We start from the raw sequence: 13,065 nt of genomic DNA, 5'->3' as shown, positions 1-13,065 counted from the left end.
ATTATGCATGCACAATTGCTACGGTGGTCGAATCTCCCGTTCCACGTGTTATTTGGAGTTACGGCCATCGACGCTCATCGGTCCACCCGCACAGGCCTTTTCGATGTCCACACACATGCCATCGACGAATCTCTGCCGGATCTGAGCCGGGTCTACCCGCACGATCAGTGGCCCAGCATCGAACGCATCGGCGACACCGAGGCGCGCCTGATGTTCGGTGGACGGCCCTACCGGCGAATCGACCATCGCTGCTGGTCGCCTGAGGCGCGGCTTGTCGACATGGATCGCGAACGCGTTGCGGTGCAGGTGCTCTCGCCGATTCCGGTGACCTTCTGCTATCGTGCAACGGCGTCCGGCACAGCCGAATTGGCAGCAGCGCAGAACGACTTCTTTGCGCGGGTCGTCCACCAGCACCCCACCCGCTTCACGGCGCTGGGCGCCGTCGCCCTGCAGGAACCCGACCGGGCTGTCGATGAGTTGAGACGGTGCATGCGCGAACCGGGATTTCTCGGTGTCGAAATCGGCACCAGGGTCGGCGATATCGAGCTGGCCGATCCGAGCCTGGACCGGTTCTTCGCCGTCGCTCATGAACTGGGCGCACTGATACTGGTCCATCCGAGCGACCAGGATCTGCCGCCTCGACTGACCGGCCTCGGTCTGGGTTTCGGCGCCGGGATGCCCATCGAGACCGCGGCAGCCGCGGCGGCACTGATCACCAGCGGCGCTCTACTCCGCCGACCTGCGGTACGCATCTGCCTCGCACACGGCGGCGGCGCGCTGCCCGGCATCATCGGCCGGCTCGACAAGGCGGCGATCATGGCCGGTGAATCGGTCAACTCGGCTGATCTTCCCAGCCGACTCGCCGCCCAATTATGGTGCGATTCAATGACTTACAACCATCTCGCACTTCAGCAAGCCATCGCGGTCTTCGGTCGCGACCACGTGGTTTTCGGATCCGACTACCCCTTCCCGGCGATGCCCGACCCCTTCGACGACATCGTTGCCAACCTGCCGACCGACCTGCGTCGCAGAATCTGCCACACCAATTTGGAGGAGCATCATGGCGCACTTCCTGGGTCTGGGAATGACCCACTACCCATTGCTGGCCGGCACCGACGAGCATATGGCCGACCTGTTGCGCTGGACGTTGACTGACCCCGACATTCCGGCCGAGGCTAAAGATCCGGCCAACTGGCCGGAGTCGATGCGGGCCGAGTGGGGCGCCGACGGCGGTGTCGGATCCGCCGCTTTGCACCGAAAGCTACTGGTGGAGAACCTTGCTCGGTGCCGCGACGCACTCGACGCGTTTGCGCCCGACGTGGTGGTGGTCTGGGGCGACGACCAGTACGAGAACTTCCGCGAAGAGGTGATCCCCCCGTTCTGCGTGCTCGCTTACGGTGACGTCGATGTCAACCCCTTCGAGCTGATGAACGACCGCGGCATCCCCAACGCCTGGGGCCTGCCCGATGACAGCACCATCACCTTGCATGGCGACCCCGACTGTGCCCGTCAACTCGCCGACGATCTGATCGGCCGCGGCTTCGACATGGCCTACTCGTATCAGAAGCGGAACAGCTCTCCATTTCCGCACGCGATCCTCAATACCCAACTGTTCCTTGACTATCCCAACGCCGGCGCGCGCTTCGAATACCCGATGATCCCGATCACGGTCAACTGCTACGGGCAGCATGCGATCGCCCGCCGCGGCGGGCTGGCCCGATTCGCCGCCATCGCCGATGAACGACTCGACCCCAGCGGCCCGACACCAGCGCGCTGTTTTGCGTTGGGCCGCGCGGTCGCCCAGGCGTTCACAAGCACCGACCTGCGGGTTGCGTTGGTGGCCTCCTCCAGTTGGTCGCACGCGTTCCTCACTGACAAGACATGGCACATCACGCCCGACACCGCAGCCGACCGCCGGCTGTATCAGTTGTTCGTCGACCATGAGTACGACACGTGGCAAGCCACCCCGAGCCGCGACATCGTCGACGCCGGTCAGCACGAAATGCTCAATTGGTTCTGCCTGACCGGGGCGGTCGACGAACTCGGGCTGGACCTTTCGTGGTCAGAACTGGTCACCACCGATGTCTTCAACTCCAACAAATGTTTTGCGGTCTTCAACGAAGGAGGCGCGTGATGACGTCAGCAGTGGCAGGGATCGCGACGGAAGCGAGGACCGTCGAGGCCGGCGGTATCCAGACCAGCTACCTCGAGGCCGGTCATGGCGAACCACTCGTCATGCTGCACGGTTCGGGCCCAGGTGTGTCAGCGTTGGCCAACTGGCAGCACAACATTGGAGCGCTGTCGCAGCGATTCCGGGTGCTCGCTCCGGACATCGTCGGCTTCGGTGCGACCCACCGGCCCGACGACGTCGTGTATTCGTTGCGCACCTGGACCGATCACATCTGGTCGTTCCTGGACGCACTTGGCATCGAGACGACCGCAATTGTCGGCAACTCGCTCGGCGGGCGCATCGCGCTGCAGATGGCCACCGACCGACCGGATCGGATCATCAAGATGGTGCTGATGGGTGCACCGGGTGTGGGCATGACGCCGACCGAAGGGCTTGCCGCGTTGCGGGCATACGAGCCGTCACATGGCGCGATGCGCGATCTGCTGCGCAATTACTTCGCGGTCGATCCGACAATGATCACCGACGACCTCGTCGCAATCCGGTACGAGGCCAGTATCGCCGGAGGCGCTTACGAGGCCTACCGTGCAATGTTTTTCGATCCGAGGCACGCCGGATCGGAGCTCGGCATCAGCGAGGCCGAGGTGCGCGCCATAGCCACACCCGCATTACTGGTGCACGGTCGAGAGGACAAGGTGGTTCCGATGCAAGTCTCCGTCACAATGCTGGGGCTGCTGCCAAACGCCGACCTGCATGTGTTCAGCGCATGCGGACACTGGACCCAGATCGAGCGCGCGGACGAGTTCTCCACGCTGGTCGGCGACTACCTGGCACGCCGATGAGCACCGGTACCGAGCCACGGGTCGGCCGGGCGAGCGAAGAAGCGGCCGATCTACCGATAGTCGTCGACGACGCTGCGGCGCAACGCTTTCAGGTGCACCGCTCGGCGATGACGTCGCCGGCGGTGCACCGCGCAGAGGTTGAGCGGATCTTCGGCAAGTCGTGGCTCTATGTCGGACACGAATCGGAGATCCCCGAACCGGGTGACTTCGTCCGGCGGCAGGTCGGCGGGCGGCCGATCTTCATGGTCCGCGGCGTGAAGACCGGCAACGTCAACGTGTTCCACAACACCTGCACGCACCGTGGCGCTTTGGTGTGCCGGCAGGATTCCGGCAATTCCAAGGTATTCCAGTGCTTCTACCACGCCTGGACCTTCGATTCCGAAGGCAGGCTCAAGGGGGTGCCCGATCGCGATGCCTACGCCGGCGGCGTCGACTTCGATGATCTGGGGCTCAAACGGGTAGCGCGCGCGGAGTCCTACCGCGGCTTCGTTTTTGCCTGTTTCGACCCTGCCATCGAAGACCTGACCGATTACCTGGCCGGTGCAAAGGACTACATCGACCTCGTCGTCGACGGCTGTGGTGGGTCAGTCGAGATGGCCCGCGGCACCAACCAATACAGCTTCGGCGCCAACTGGAAGCTTCTGGTGGAGAACAGTTTCGACGGATACCACGCGGAGTCGACGCACGATACCTACTTCAAGTATCTGGTGTCGATCGGCACCGATCTGCGCGGCGGTGTCAGCGGTGGAGCCGTCGACTTGGGCAACGGTCACGCGGTGATCGAATACAGTTCCCCGTGGGGACGTCCGGTCGCGAAATGGGAGCCGCTGTTCGGTCCGGACGCGCACACCGAAATCGACCGGCTACGTGCGGATCTGGTCGCGCGGCACGGCGAGCAGCGGGCGCACGCGATGGCGGAGGTCAACCGTAATCTGCTGATCTATCCGAACCTCATCATCAACGACATCATGGCCGTGACGGTGCGCACCTTCTATCCGCCTACGCCCGACGCCGTGGACGTCACCGCGTGGGCTTTGGCTCCCCGCAACGAGCCGGCATCCCTGCGTCACCGCCGGCTCGACAGCTTCCTGACGTTCCTGGGCCCGGGCGGTTTCGCCACCCCCGACGACATGGAAGCGTTGGAGTCGTGCCAGCAGGGCTTCGCCAGCGGTGGCGTCGAATGGAACGACATCTCCCGCGGCATGGGGCGAACGCCGGTGGCGAACGACGAAGAGCAGATGCGGGTGTTCTGGCGTCGCTGGCAGCAACAAATGGGAACTGCGGCGGACCTGGCAGGTGCCCGGTGACCGCCGTGGCGTGGCAGCAGCACGTCTTGTTGAGGCAGCAGGTCGAGGACTTCCTCTACGCCGAGGCGGCATTGCTGGACGCGTGGGCGCTCGACGAGTGGCTGCAGCTTTTCGACGCGGATGCCAAATACGAAGTGCCGTGCAACGACGCACTCGACGCCGATCCAGCCCACGACCTGCTCCTCATCGACGACAACTACGTGCGGCTGACGGCCAGGGTCGCCCGGCTCAACAGCCGACGCGCTCACCGCGAGTACCCGCACTCCCGAACGAATCACCAGGTGTGCAATGTGCGGGTGCTGGACGGACCAGCCGACGCGGTGTCGGTGACCGCCTCGTTCACGGTGTGGCGATTCCGCGCGGGACGCAGCAGCTGCTACGTCGGGCAATACCGCTACCGACTCCGACACAGTGACGGCGGCTTCCGGATCGCCTCCAAGCGAGCGGAATTGGACATGACGGACCTTCGTTCCGTCTCCGACGTGGCGATCATCATATGAGCGGTGCGCTGGACGGTCGGACAGCGATCGTGACCGGGGCCGCATCCGGCATCGGCCTGGGCATCACCGAGCGGCTGATCGCCGACGGCGCAGTGGTTTTCGCGGCAACCCGCGACAAGGACGACCTCGAGCTCGTGTACGAGCAGGCGGCGATCGCCGGCGGATTCGTCGGCGAACTCCACCAACCCGGTGCGGCCGACGACATGGTGGAGTCGGCGGTCGCGACGCTGGGCCACGTCGACGTCCTGGTCAACAATGCGGGCGGCGGCGTGATCCTGGCGACCCTCGATCACACCGAGGAGACGCTGCGCGCCACCGTCGACAACAACCTGTGGACGACGATCTACTGCGTGCGAGCGGTGCTGCCGCACATGGTGTCTCGCGGACACGGTCGTATTGTCAACATCGGCGCGGATTCGGTGCGTACCGGACTGGTGGATCACGCGATGTACAACGCCGCGAAGGGCGGCGTGCACGCGATGGTCACCGGCCTAACGCGCGAGTTCGCCGCCGCCGGCATCACCGCAAACACCGTGGCGCCGTGCTACGTGCGAACACGCGAGGTGGCCAGGCTGCTCGACTCCCCGGATGCTCCGGCACGTCTGAGGCACGTCATCGAGGAAGCAACGGCCATCGTCCCGCTCGGGCGCCCGAGCGATCCTGCCGAGGTCGCCGCAGCTGTCGCCTTCCTGGCCGGCGAGGACAGCCGGTTCATCACCGGGCAAACGATGTACGTCAACGGCGGCAGCAGCATGGGCTGATGGCATGAGGCCCCATAACCTGAAGGGCCGAACCTGATGACGCTCAGCACAACTGGACTCCGCACTGCCGCCGATCGGCTTATCGCAGCCGCAGCAGGACCGCTGCAGTGCGATCCGGTGCGTGACATCCTCAGCGGGACCGACATCGCGGCGGCCTATGCAGTACAGCGCCTGCTGACCGACGACTCACTCGCGCGAGGGCGCACGATCGTTGGGCACAAGATCGGCCTGACATCGCCGGCCGTGCAGCACCAACTGGGTGTCGATCAGCCCGACTCGGGCGTGCTGTTCGCGGACATGCGGGTGGCTAATGGCGCGGTGGCCGAGACCAATACGTTGCTGCAGCCCAAGATCGAGGCCGAGATCGCGTTCATCCTCGCCGAGGACCTCGACGGCGATCTGTCGGAATCGCGGATCAGAGCCGCCGCCGGTATCGCGATGCCCGCGATCGAAATCGTCGATTCGCGGGTGCGTGACTGGTCGATCAGCATTGTCGACACCATCGCCGACAACGGCTCCTCGGCACTGTTCGTGCTTGGTTCGAACGCGGTGGCCGCAGACGATCTGGACTTCGCCGCGCGCACAATGCAGCTCACGCAGGACGGGATCGCGGTCTCCACCGGGCGGGGCTCGGATTGCCTGGGCGACCCGCTCAACGCGCTCCGGTGGCTCGCCCGCAGGGCCATCGAAAACGGTTCGCCTTTGCGTGCCGGCCACATTGTGCTGTCCGGCGCGCTCGGCCCCATGGTTCCGGTGCGGCCCGGAAGCGCGTATGCCGCTCTTATCGACCAAATCGGCTCGGTCGAAGTGTCTTTCGCCCCAGTGATCGGAGGACGCTGACGCGACAGCTCGTCGGCTCCCGGATCGTTGACTTTCAGACCCGCTGTCAGTATGGTCTGACCATTATTATAGTCGAGATCTAGGCGCAGCTTTGGCAGTCACCGCAGACATCCATTGCCTCCCTGACATGGCCCAGGCCTGGTCGGACGCGGCACCGGATAAGGCTGCATTGATCGATTCCGGTCGCGTGGCCACATACGGCCAACTGAACGTCCGATCGAACCGCATCGGCAATGCGCTTCTTGCCGCCGGAATACGGCCAGGATCGCACATCGGCTTCCTGGGCAGGAATTCCTCGGCGTTCTTTGAGATCTGGATAGGCGTGACGAAAGCGGGATCCGCGCTCACCCCGCTGAACTGGCGCAGCGCACCAGCGGAACTGGTGGAAGTCGTGCGGGACGCGAATGTCCCCCTGATCTTCGTCGGCCGTGACTTCACCGAAGTCGCCGAGCGGGTGTGCACGGCAGCGGGGATCAGCGTGACTATCGTCCCCGAAGACGAGTTGGACACGTGGGCCTCTGGTGTCGACGAGGCAGGACCAAGGATTGCATTGACCGCCGAGGCTACTGCGCTATTGGCCTATACGTCGGGCACTACCGCCGCCCCCAAGGGTGTCCCGATTTCGCACGGCGCCCTGATGCGCTGGTTCGATGCCGCCGCGATGGAACCATCAGTGAATTGGACCTCCGAGGACATCGGCCTGATGGCGATGCCGAACTTCCACCTGGCCGGAACCTTGGTCTCGTTACCGGCGCTGTATCACGGTGCGGCCCTAGCGATTTTGCCCGCATTCGATCCCCGGGCCTTCAAGGCCGCGGTCGCAGCGCTTCGCCCGACCGTAACCTGCCTTGTTCCGACGGCGATGCAGATGCTGCTTGACGACGCTTCGCCAAATCAGGGTGACTTCTCGTCGCTGCGCCGAATACTTTACGCCGGTTCGCCGATCGGGCAGCACACCTTGCGGCGGGCACTCGAGGTGTTCGGCTGCGATTTCGTGCAGTTCTATGGCACCACAGAGACATTCATCATCACGCTGCTGCGACCCGAGCAGCACCGCCCCGACAGTCCGGACCTGTTGCAATCCTGCGGGCAACCGATGCCCGGCGTCGAACTGCGAATCGTGGGCACCGATGGAAGCGAGCTGGCCGCGCAGGAAGCCGGCGAGGTGTTGGTGCGCTCACCGTGGATGCTCAACGCCTACTGGAACAAGCCCGAGGCGACCGCCGCCGCGATCGTCGACGGCTGGTACCACACGGGCGACGTCGGCATCCGCGACCAGAACGGCAACCTATATCTCGTTGATCGACTGAAGGACATGATTGTCAGTGGCGGCGAGAACATCTACTCAGCCGAGGTTGAACGCGCGCTGGCGACACATCCGTCGGTGCGGTCAGTCGCCGTTGTCGGTGCGCCCGACAGCAAGTGGGGTGAACGGGTAGTCGCCTTCGTTGATCTTCATCCTGCTGCGAATGTCGACGCCGCTGAACTCGAGGCACACTGCCGCGGTCTGATCGCCGGATACAAGGTGCCAAAAAATATTTACCTGACCGATGGGCTACCGCTGACCGCCAGCGGAAAGGTGCAGAAAGCGACTCTGCGCCAACAGCTTCAGAGTCATCCGCAGCAACGAGTATGACCAGCCAAAGGAGGCAATGCATGGGCTACAACTCGATATTCAAGAGCGATCTCTTTGCCGGTCAGACAGTTGTGATCACCGGCGGTGGTAGCGGGATCGGCAGATGCACCGCTCACGAACTCGCCGCGTTGGGTGCTGACGTCGCGATCGTCGGCCGCAACCCCGACAAGCTCGAGGCCGTGCGCGCCGAGATCCGCGCCGACGGCGGCCGCGTCTCCGTTCACACCGCCGACATCCGCGACGAGGCTGCCGTCAGCGATGTGGTCGACGCGGTCCTCGCCGAGCACGGACGCATCGACGGCTTGTTCAACAACGCCGGCGGACAGTACCGGGCGGCCCTGGAAACCATTACCACCAAGGGTTTCGAGGCGGTCGTGCGAAACAATCTGACCGGCGGCTTCATAGTCATGCGCGAGATCTACGTTAAATGGTTCAAGCAGCACGGCGGTGCCGTGGTCAACATGATCGCCGACATCTGGCACGGCTGGCCGCACTTCGCCCATTCGGCGGCTGCCCGCGGCGGAATGTTGACGCTGAGTGAATCGGCCGCCACCGAGTGGGCCGCCGCCGGTGTACGGGTCAACACCATCGCACCGGGCTCTATCGCATCGAGCGGACTCGACACCTACGACAGCAAAGACACCGACTTCATCCGCAACCAGGTTGCCCGCGAAATCCCGCTGCAGCGGTTCGGGACCGAGGCCGAAGTTGCCGCCGCGGTGGTGTTCTTGCTGTCACCTGCTGCCAGCTTCATCGCCGGAACCTGTGTGCGCGTCGACGGTGGAGCGCCCAACGCCAAACCGGGTTGGTGGGAGCTGCAACCCGTGCACCACAACACCCCCTTCGACGGATTCCACCGTGCCGCAAGCCCTGCCATCCTCGACGTCACCGCGTCGAACCAGCATTGAGCGAAAGGTTCTGCTATGTCAGCAAAAGTTCTCTACCAAAAACGCGATGCGGTCGCCTACATCACGCTTAATCGTCCAGAGGTCAAGAACGCGATCGACATCGAATGCCACGAGCTGCTGTGCGCTGCCTGGCGCGACTTCCGCGACGACCCAGCGCTGCGGGTCGCGGTCATCACCGGAACCGGCGACGCGTTCACCGCGGGCGCCGACTTGAAAACCCATGCGCCGGAATGGCAGACGGTCGGGCCGATGGTCGGCCGCGAGCGCCTCGAGGACGGTCTCTGCGGGATCACCCGGGGACCGTTGTCGCGCGTCAGCAAGCCGATCGTCGCCGCGATCAACGGCTGGTGCGTGGGGCACGGCGTCGAGCTGGCGATGGCCTGCGACATCCGCATCGCCTCTGAGCGTGCGCAGTTCGGCACCTTCGAGGTGCGCCGCGGCATGCACCCCGCAGACGGTGGAATTGTGCGTCTGGTCAACACATGTGGCGTCGGGGTCGCGCTGGAATTGCTGCTGACCGGTGAACCGATATCCGCTGAGCGGGCACTGACGGCCAACATGGTTGCCCGGGTGGTGCCACACGAAAAGCTGATGGCCGAAACCGACGCGGTGGTCCAACGAATCCTGCGGTGCGACCAAGCCGCCGTCGAATCGGCGAAGGAGACGGTGTTAGAGATCATCGGCCGTCCGCTGCACGACCAGCTGCGCGTCGAAGCGATGTGGGGCTATGCATTGTGCGGCGGCAACGCCACCGTGCAAGAGCGGTCGCAGAACTTCTTCGACAAGGTCGATCGCGGCCGGGTCGGTGCTACGTCGACTCCCCTGTGAGGCCGAGAATTGAAGCTCAACCGCCTGAAACCTCAACGACCGCAAGGACGAAACGATGACTGATGACCGCAAGACCGAGCTGCCTGCTCCCAAGGACCTCGACGCATCCACCGCGCTGATCGTCGGCGGAACCGCCGGCATCGGGTTGGCGTCAGCTCGGGCACTCGTCACCGCCGGCGTGCCGCGGATCGTCATCGTCGGCCGCAACGCCGAGCGGGGCGAACTCGCCGCGAAGTCGATCGCCGAACTCGGCGCCGACGCACATTTCGTCGCAGGTGACGCCACCGATCCCCATGCCGCGGCGCTCATTGCGGCACGGGCCGATGAGATCCTCTCGGGTATCGACATCCTGATGTGCAGCACCGCCGCGGACGTCCGGCCGGAGCTTTTCATCGACATCCCAACCCCCGATATCGCTCACATAGTTACGCAATTGGCGCTGCCGTCCATGCACATGGCCAGCGAGGTGCTGCGGGGCATGCGGCGTCGCCGAGGCGGCGTCATCGTGAACGTGGCCTCCGATGCGGCCAAAACCGCCACCCCGGGCGAGGCGCTGATCGGTGCGGCCAAGGCGGCGATCGTGATGTTCACCCGGACGATCGCCATCGAGGAGAAGCGCTTCGGTATCCGCGCCAACGCGATGACGCCTTCGCTGGTGCACGGCACCGCTTCGACCGAACGCATCACCGCTGATGGCTTCAGCGGCAAGCTCTTCGCCCGAGCAGCCCAGCAGGCTCAGCTCGGGGTGCCGACTGCCGAGGACATCGCGGCGCTGGCCGTGTTCTTGTGTGGCCCGGCGGCCGCCCGCCTGACAGGGCAGGCGATCAGCGTCAACGGCGGCATCTCCGCGGCATAGGCCGGGCGGGAAAGAGATTGTCGCCCAACGGCTATTGACCGCGTCGCCGTGACGTGGTCTTGGTGTCGTCCAGGTAGAGCGCTATCGCCTCCGACCGGTTGATGGCGCCGATCTTGCGCAGAATCCGCTTCACGTGTGTCTTGACCGTTTCAATGGTGATGACGAGGTCGTCGGCGATCTCGGCATTGGAAGCTCCGAGCACCAGTCTCTCGAAGACTTGGCGCTCCCGGTGCGAGAGGGTCGCCGCCAACGCCGAGTCCGCCGGAATGCTCGGTGGCTCAACGCGAGTGTCGTCTTCCACATCGAAGCTGATGGCCGCGGCGGCGATGCGGTCCGCCTGCTCCGTCAGCCGCGCTGCCGCGCGGGCAATCGAGGTCCGTTGTTGTTGTACGCGTTCGGTATTCAGCATCCGCTCATGAAGCAACGAATAGGCGGATGCGAACGCATCGAACACGTCGACGTCGACGCGCGAGACACCGTCGTCGCCGCGGCGCCCGACGTGAATGAGGGCAACCACTTGCGAATTCGTGATGACGGGAGCCACGAGATAGTCCGTCGTGCCGAGCAGCTCGCCATAACCGGGTGACACGAGCATGTCGGCGCCATTCGTCCCGGTGATCTCACGCAGGCGAATACATGCTTTTTCCACTGTGCAGTGACGACGCGGGATCACCGTGGGGCCACCAAGGCTGTGATCGGATTCCTCGACCACGAATCCGTCGTCCTCGACGAACGACATCAACGCGCTGTCGAAGCCGAGCATCTCGCACAGTTCGGTACACGCCTGATGTCCGAGGCCTTGCAGCGATCCGGCCTTCTTCATCCGACGGACGCCATCGGTCAACGACCGCACCACGTCGGCGCGGTCGCCGGCTTTCATCTGGCGCGCTTCCACCTGCGACTGCAGGAACGCGGCCAGGATAGTCGGCCCAATCGGCGATTCGTCGCGAAGGCCGCGTTCGTGGGCCATGAGCCGCTCGGTGGTCGCGGCCGACATCGTGATCGCCGCGTCGAGTGTCGTTGCGTCCTCTGCTCGCGGGATCCCGAACGCGGAGCACAACTGCTCGTCGAGCTCGTTCAGCCGGGCCACCATCGCGCGAGCGTTCATCGCGGCATTCCGGCGTCGGCCGTGGCGACACCGGCGTAGGTTGCCACCGCCGCCGCCCTGCTGGTGGTGTTTAGCTTCTTGGCGATGTGCTTCAGATGCGACTTCACCGTCCCTTCGGAGATCACAAGGCAGCGGGCGATCTGACCGTTGGTGGCCCCGGTCGCCACGTGCGACATGATCTCCCGCTCGCGTGAGGTCAGTTCGGGGGCGCCGGGCTGATCATGATGGCGGCCGGTGTCGTATCGCGGTCCGCGCGCCGCACCCTGCGATGACCACAGCACCGATCGTGGCGACCTACCGAGCAGCTCGTCGATGTTGCCGCTGAGACTGTCGATTTCCACGCGCTGTTGCGCGGCCTTTTCGTCGAGGGCCGCACTCTCGAAAGCCACCGAGAGACATTCGGCGAAAGCCTCCAGCTGCTCGAGATGCTCCATCGTCACCAGTCCGTGGGGTTCGGGACGGTCCGCGTGCAGGATTCCGACCGCCCTGCCCTGAACGGTGATGGGGGCGGCGATGTAGCCGAAGCTGTTACTGACTTTGACGATCTCCTTGAAGGTGCGCTTGTCGTCCATCGGTGACGGGGCGAAGGCGCCGCATCGCTTGCGGACGAGTTCTGTCTCCAGTGGAGCGTCGCCCAGCTGGATGTGGCGGCCCGCCACGTATTCGTGGAACTGCCGCGAATGTGGATCGGCCGCTTCGTCTTCGATGTGCATGTGCAGAGGGAGCCAGAGTGAACCCCGCACCGTGGAGATCATCGCCCGGGCGAAAGCCAGTTCCCTGCTGAGCACTTCCGGTGCGGCGAAGATCATTTTGCGCGGCGGCAGACCCCGTAGCTGCCCGAGCGCCTGACTGATTTCCGACATGCTTTTGAGCCGTCGGGCCAGATCGTGGTCGAGCAGTTCGCACTGCAACCGCAGAATCGAGATCAGGATTTCGGCCGTCGCCGCCGAGTCATCTCGCGGCTCAGCCGTCAACGCGATGCGTTGCTCGAGTCGTTGCCTCAGGTTGTCCAGCTGGTGCCCCAACGCAGTCGGCGTCAGATCGGGAGGCGCCACCTCGAGGTGGTCGGCGGCAGCCGCGACAACTGCCTCGGCACGCGCAATCACCAGCGGGTCTTCCGCGATCGACGCCGTCAGCATTTGTGAAACCATCGCTTCTCTTTCTCTGCTCGGGACCGCCCAAACTGTGTCCATTGGTCAGACCATTAGACCGAGCATAGATCAGGTGTCGCGCGTCACACAACGGATTCGGCAATTTGCTTGCGCCTCGACAGTCGGCGGCCAACCTCTGCGTCCGCCGGGTCGGCCTTGTCCGACGCAACCGACAATGGTCTAATGGTCAGGCCATAGGA

At 64.5% G+C, this 13,065-nt stretch carries 13 protein-coding genes; 11 read left to right on the top strand and 2 right to left on the bottom strand.

Translation table 11 applies throughout. From position 1 onward, the window contains the following. Window positions 1-45: 45 nt before the first annotated feature. The 11 genes from G6N27_RS03910 to G6N27_RS03860 all read left to right on the top strand — a co-directional run bounded on the left by G6N27_RS03910 (window position 46) and on the right by G6N27_RS03860 (window position 10,606). Window positions 46-1,155, top strand: coding sequence for an amidohydrolase family protein (locus G6N27_RS03910; RefSeq protein ID WP_232064855.1), 1,110 nt, complete (start codon window positions 46-48; stop codon window positions 1,153-1,155). Continuing rightward, entirely contained in the window at window positions 1,061-2,134 is a 1,074-nt protein-coding gene (locus G6N27_RS03905) for a DODA-type extradiol aromatic ring-opening family dioxygenase (RefSeq protein ID WP_163775160.1), read from the top strand. Before G6N27_RS03910 ends, G6N27_RS03905 begins: the two co-directional genes overlap by 95 nt. Next, on the top strand, window positions 2,134-2,970 hold the full coding sequence (locus tag G6N27_RS03900; protein WP_163775159.1) for an alpha/beta fold hydrolase: 837 nt from the start codon (window positions 2,134-2,136) through the stop codon (window positions 2,968-2,970). The genes G6N27_RS03905 and G6N27_RS03900 overlap by 1 nt, the downstream gene beginning before the upstream one ends. Beyond that, window positions 2,967-4,277, top strand: a complete 1,311-nt coding sequence (locus G6N27_RS03895) for an aromatic ring-hydroxylating oxygenase subunit alpha (protein ID WP_163775158.1) — start codon at window positions 2,967-2,969, stop codon at window positions 4,275-4,277. Before G6N27_RS03900 ends, G6N27_RS03895 begins: the two co-directional genes overlap by 4 nt. Beyond that, complete coding sequence (locus tag G6N27_RS03890; RefSeq protein ID WP_163775157.1) at window positions 4,274-4,777, top strand: aromatic-ring-hydroxylating dioxygenase subunit beta; 504 nt, start codon at window positions 4,274-4,276, stop codon at window positions 4,775-4,777. The genes G6N27_RS03895 and G6N27_RS03890 overlap by 4 nt, the downstream gene beginning before the upstream one ends. Continuing rightward, a complete protein-coding gene (locus tag G6N27_RS03885; RefSeq protein ID WP_163775156.1) occupies window positions 4,774-5,538 on the top strand; it encodes an SDR family NAD(P)-dependent oxidoreductase in 765 nt (254 codons plus the stop codon). The genes G6N27_RS03890 and G6N27_RS03885 overlap by 4 nt, the downstream gene beginning before the upstream one ends. A gap of 36 nt (window positions 5,539-5,574) precedes the next feature. Beyond that, window positions 5,575-6,378 (top strand): 2-keto-4-pentenoate hydratase, encoded by an 804-nt coding sequence (locus G6N27_RS03880; RefSeq protein WP_163775155.1) that lies wholly within the window; start codon window positions 5,575-5,577, stop codon window positions 6,376-6,378. A gap of 91 nt (window positions 6,379-6,469) precedes the next feature. After that, window positions 6,470-8,014 (top strand): AMP-binding protein, encoded by a 1,545-nt coding sequence (locus G6N27_RS03875; RefSeq protein ID WP_163775154.1) that lies wholly within the window; start codon window positions 6,470-6,472, stop codon window positions 8,012-8,014. Between the two features lie 20 nt (window positions 8,015-8,034). Then, window positions 8,035-8,922: an SDR family oxidoreductase gene (locus G6N27_RS03870; protein ID WP_163775153.1), complete on the top strand. Its 888-nt coding sequence runs from the start codon at window positions 8,035-8,037 to the stop codon at window positions 8,920-8,922. 15 nt (window positions 8,923-8,937) lie between these two features. Further along, entirely contained in the window at window positions 8,938-9,750 is an 813-nt protein-coding gene (locus G6N27_RS03865) for an enoyl-CoA hydratase/isomerase family protein (protein WP_163775152.1), read from the top strand. Between the two features lie 55 nt (window positions 9,751-9,805). Continuing rightward, window positions 9,806-10,606, top strand: coding sequence for an SDR family NAD(P)-dependent oxidoreductase (locus G6N27_RS03860; RefSeq protein ID WP_163775151.1), 801 nt, complete (start codon window positions 9,806-9,808; stop codon window positions 10,604-10,606). A 31-nt stretch (window positions 10,607-10,637) separates the two neighbouring features. Here G6N27_RS03860 and G6N27_RS03855 read toward each other — a convergent pair whose 3' ends face one another. Both G6N27_RS03855 and G6N27_RS03850 read right to left on the bottom strand, forming a co-directional pair. Beyond that, window positions 10,638-11,714 carry a helix-turn-helix transcriptional regulator gene (locus tag G6N27_RS03855; protein ID WP_163775150.1) on the bottom strand — a complete coding sequence of 359 codons (1,077 nt, stop codon included), beginning with the start codon at window positions 11,712-11,714 and terminating at the stop codon, window positions 10,638-10,640. Continuing rightward, window positions 11,711-12,865 carry a LuxR C-terminal-related transcriptional regulator gene (locus tag G6N27_RS03850; protein ID WP_163775149.1) on the bottom strand — a complete coding sequence of 385 codons (1,155 nt, stop codon included), beginning with the start codon at window positions 12,863-12,865 and terminating at the stop codon, window positions 11,711-11,713. Before G6N27_RS03850 ends, G6N27_RS03855 begins: the two co-directional genes overlap by 4 nt. Between the last annotated feature and the right edge of the window lie 200 nt (window positions 12,866-13,065).

This window comes from Mycobacterium cookii (genome assembly GCF_010727945.1).
Lineage (GTDB): Bacteria > Actinomycetota > Actinomycetes > Mycobacteriales > Mycobacteriaceae > Mycobacterium > Mycobacterium cookii.
The sequence above is the reverse complement of the archived record's forward strand: the minus strand, read 5'-3'. Positions and strand labels throughout refer to the sequence as shown.

Coding starts and splice junctions, on each gene's coding strand:
- G6N27_RS03905 (WP_163775160.1), top strand. CDS start 1,061: ATGGCGCACTTCCTGGGTCTGGGAATGACCCACTACCCATTGCTGGCC.
- G6N27_RS03900 (WP_163775159.1), top strand. CDS start 2,134: ATGACGTCAGCAGTGGCAGGGATCGCGACGGAAGCGAGGACCGTCGAG.
- G6N27_RS03895 (WP_163775158.1), top strand. CDS start 2,967: ATGAGCACCGGTACCGAGCCACGGGTCGGCCGGGCGAGCGAAGAAGCG.
- G6N27_RS03885 (WP_163775156.1), top strand. CDS start 4,774: ATGAGCGGTGCGCTGGACGGTCGGACAGCGATCGTGACCGGGGCCGCA.
- G6N27_RS03880 (WP_163775155.1), top strand. CDS start 5,575: ATGACGCTCAGCACAACTGGACTCCGCACTGCCGCCGATCGGCTTATC.
- G6N27_RS03870 (WP_163775153.1), top strand. CDS start 8,035: ATGGGCTACAACTCGATATTCAAGAGCGATCTCTTTGCCGGTCAGACA.
- G6N27_RS03865 (WP_163775152.1), top strand. CDS start 8,938: ATGTCAGCAAAAGTTCTCTACCAAAAACGCGATGCGGTCGCCTACATC.
- G6N27_RS03860 (WP_163775151.1), top strand. CDS start 9,806: ATGACTGATGACCGCAAGACCGAGCTGCCTGCTCCCAAGGACCTCGAC.
- G6N27_RS03855 (WP_163775150.1), bottom strand. CDS start 11,714: ATGAACGCTCGCGCGATGGTGGCCCGGCTGAACGAGCTCGACGAGCAG.
- G6N27_RS03850 (WP_163775149.1), bottom strand. CDS start 12,865: ATGGTTTCACAAATGCTGACGGCGTCGATCGCGGAAGACCCGCTGGTG.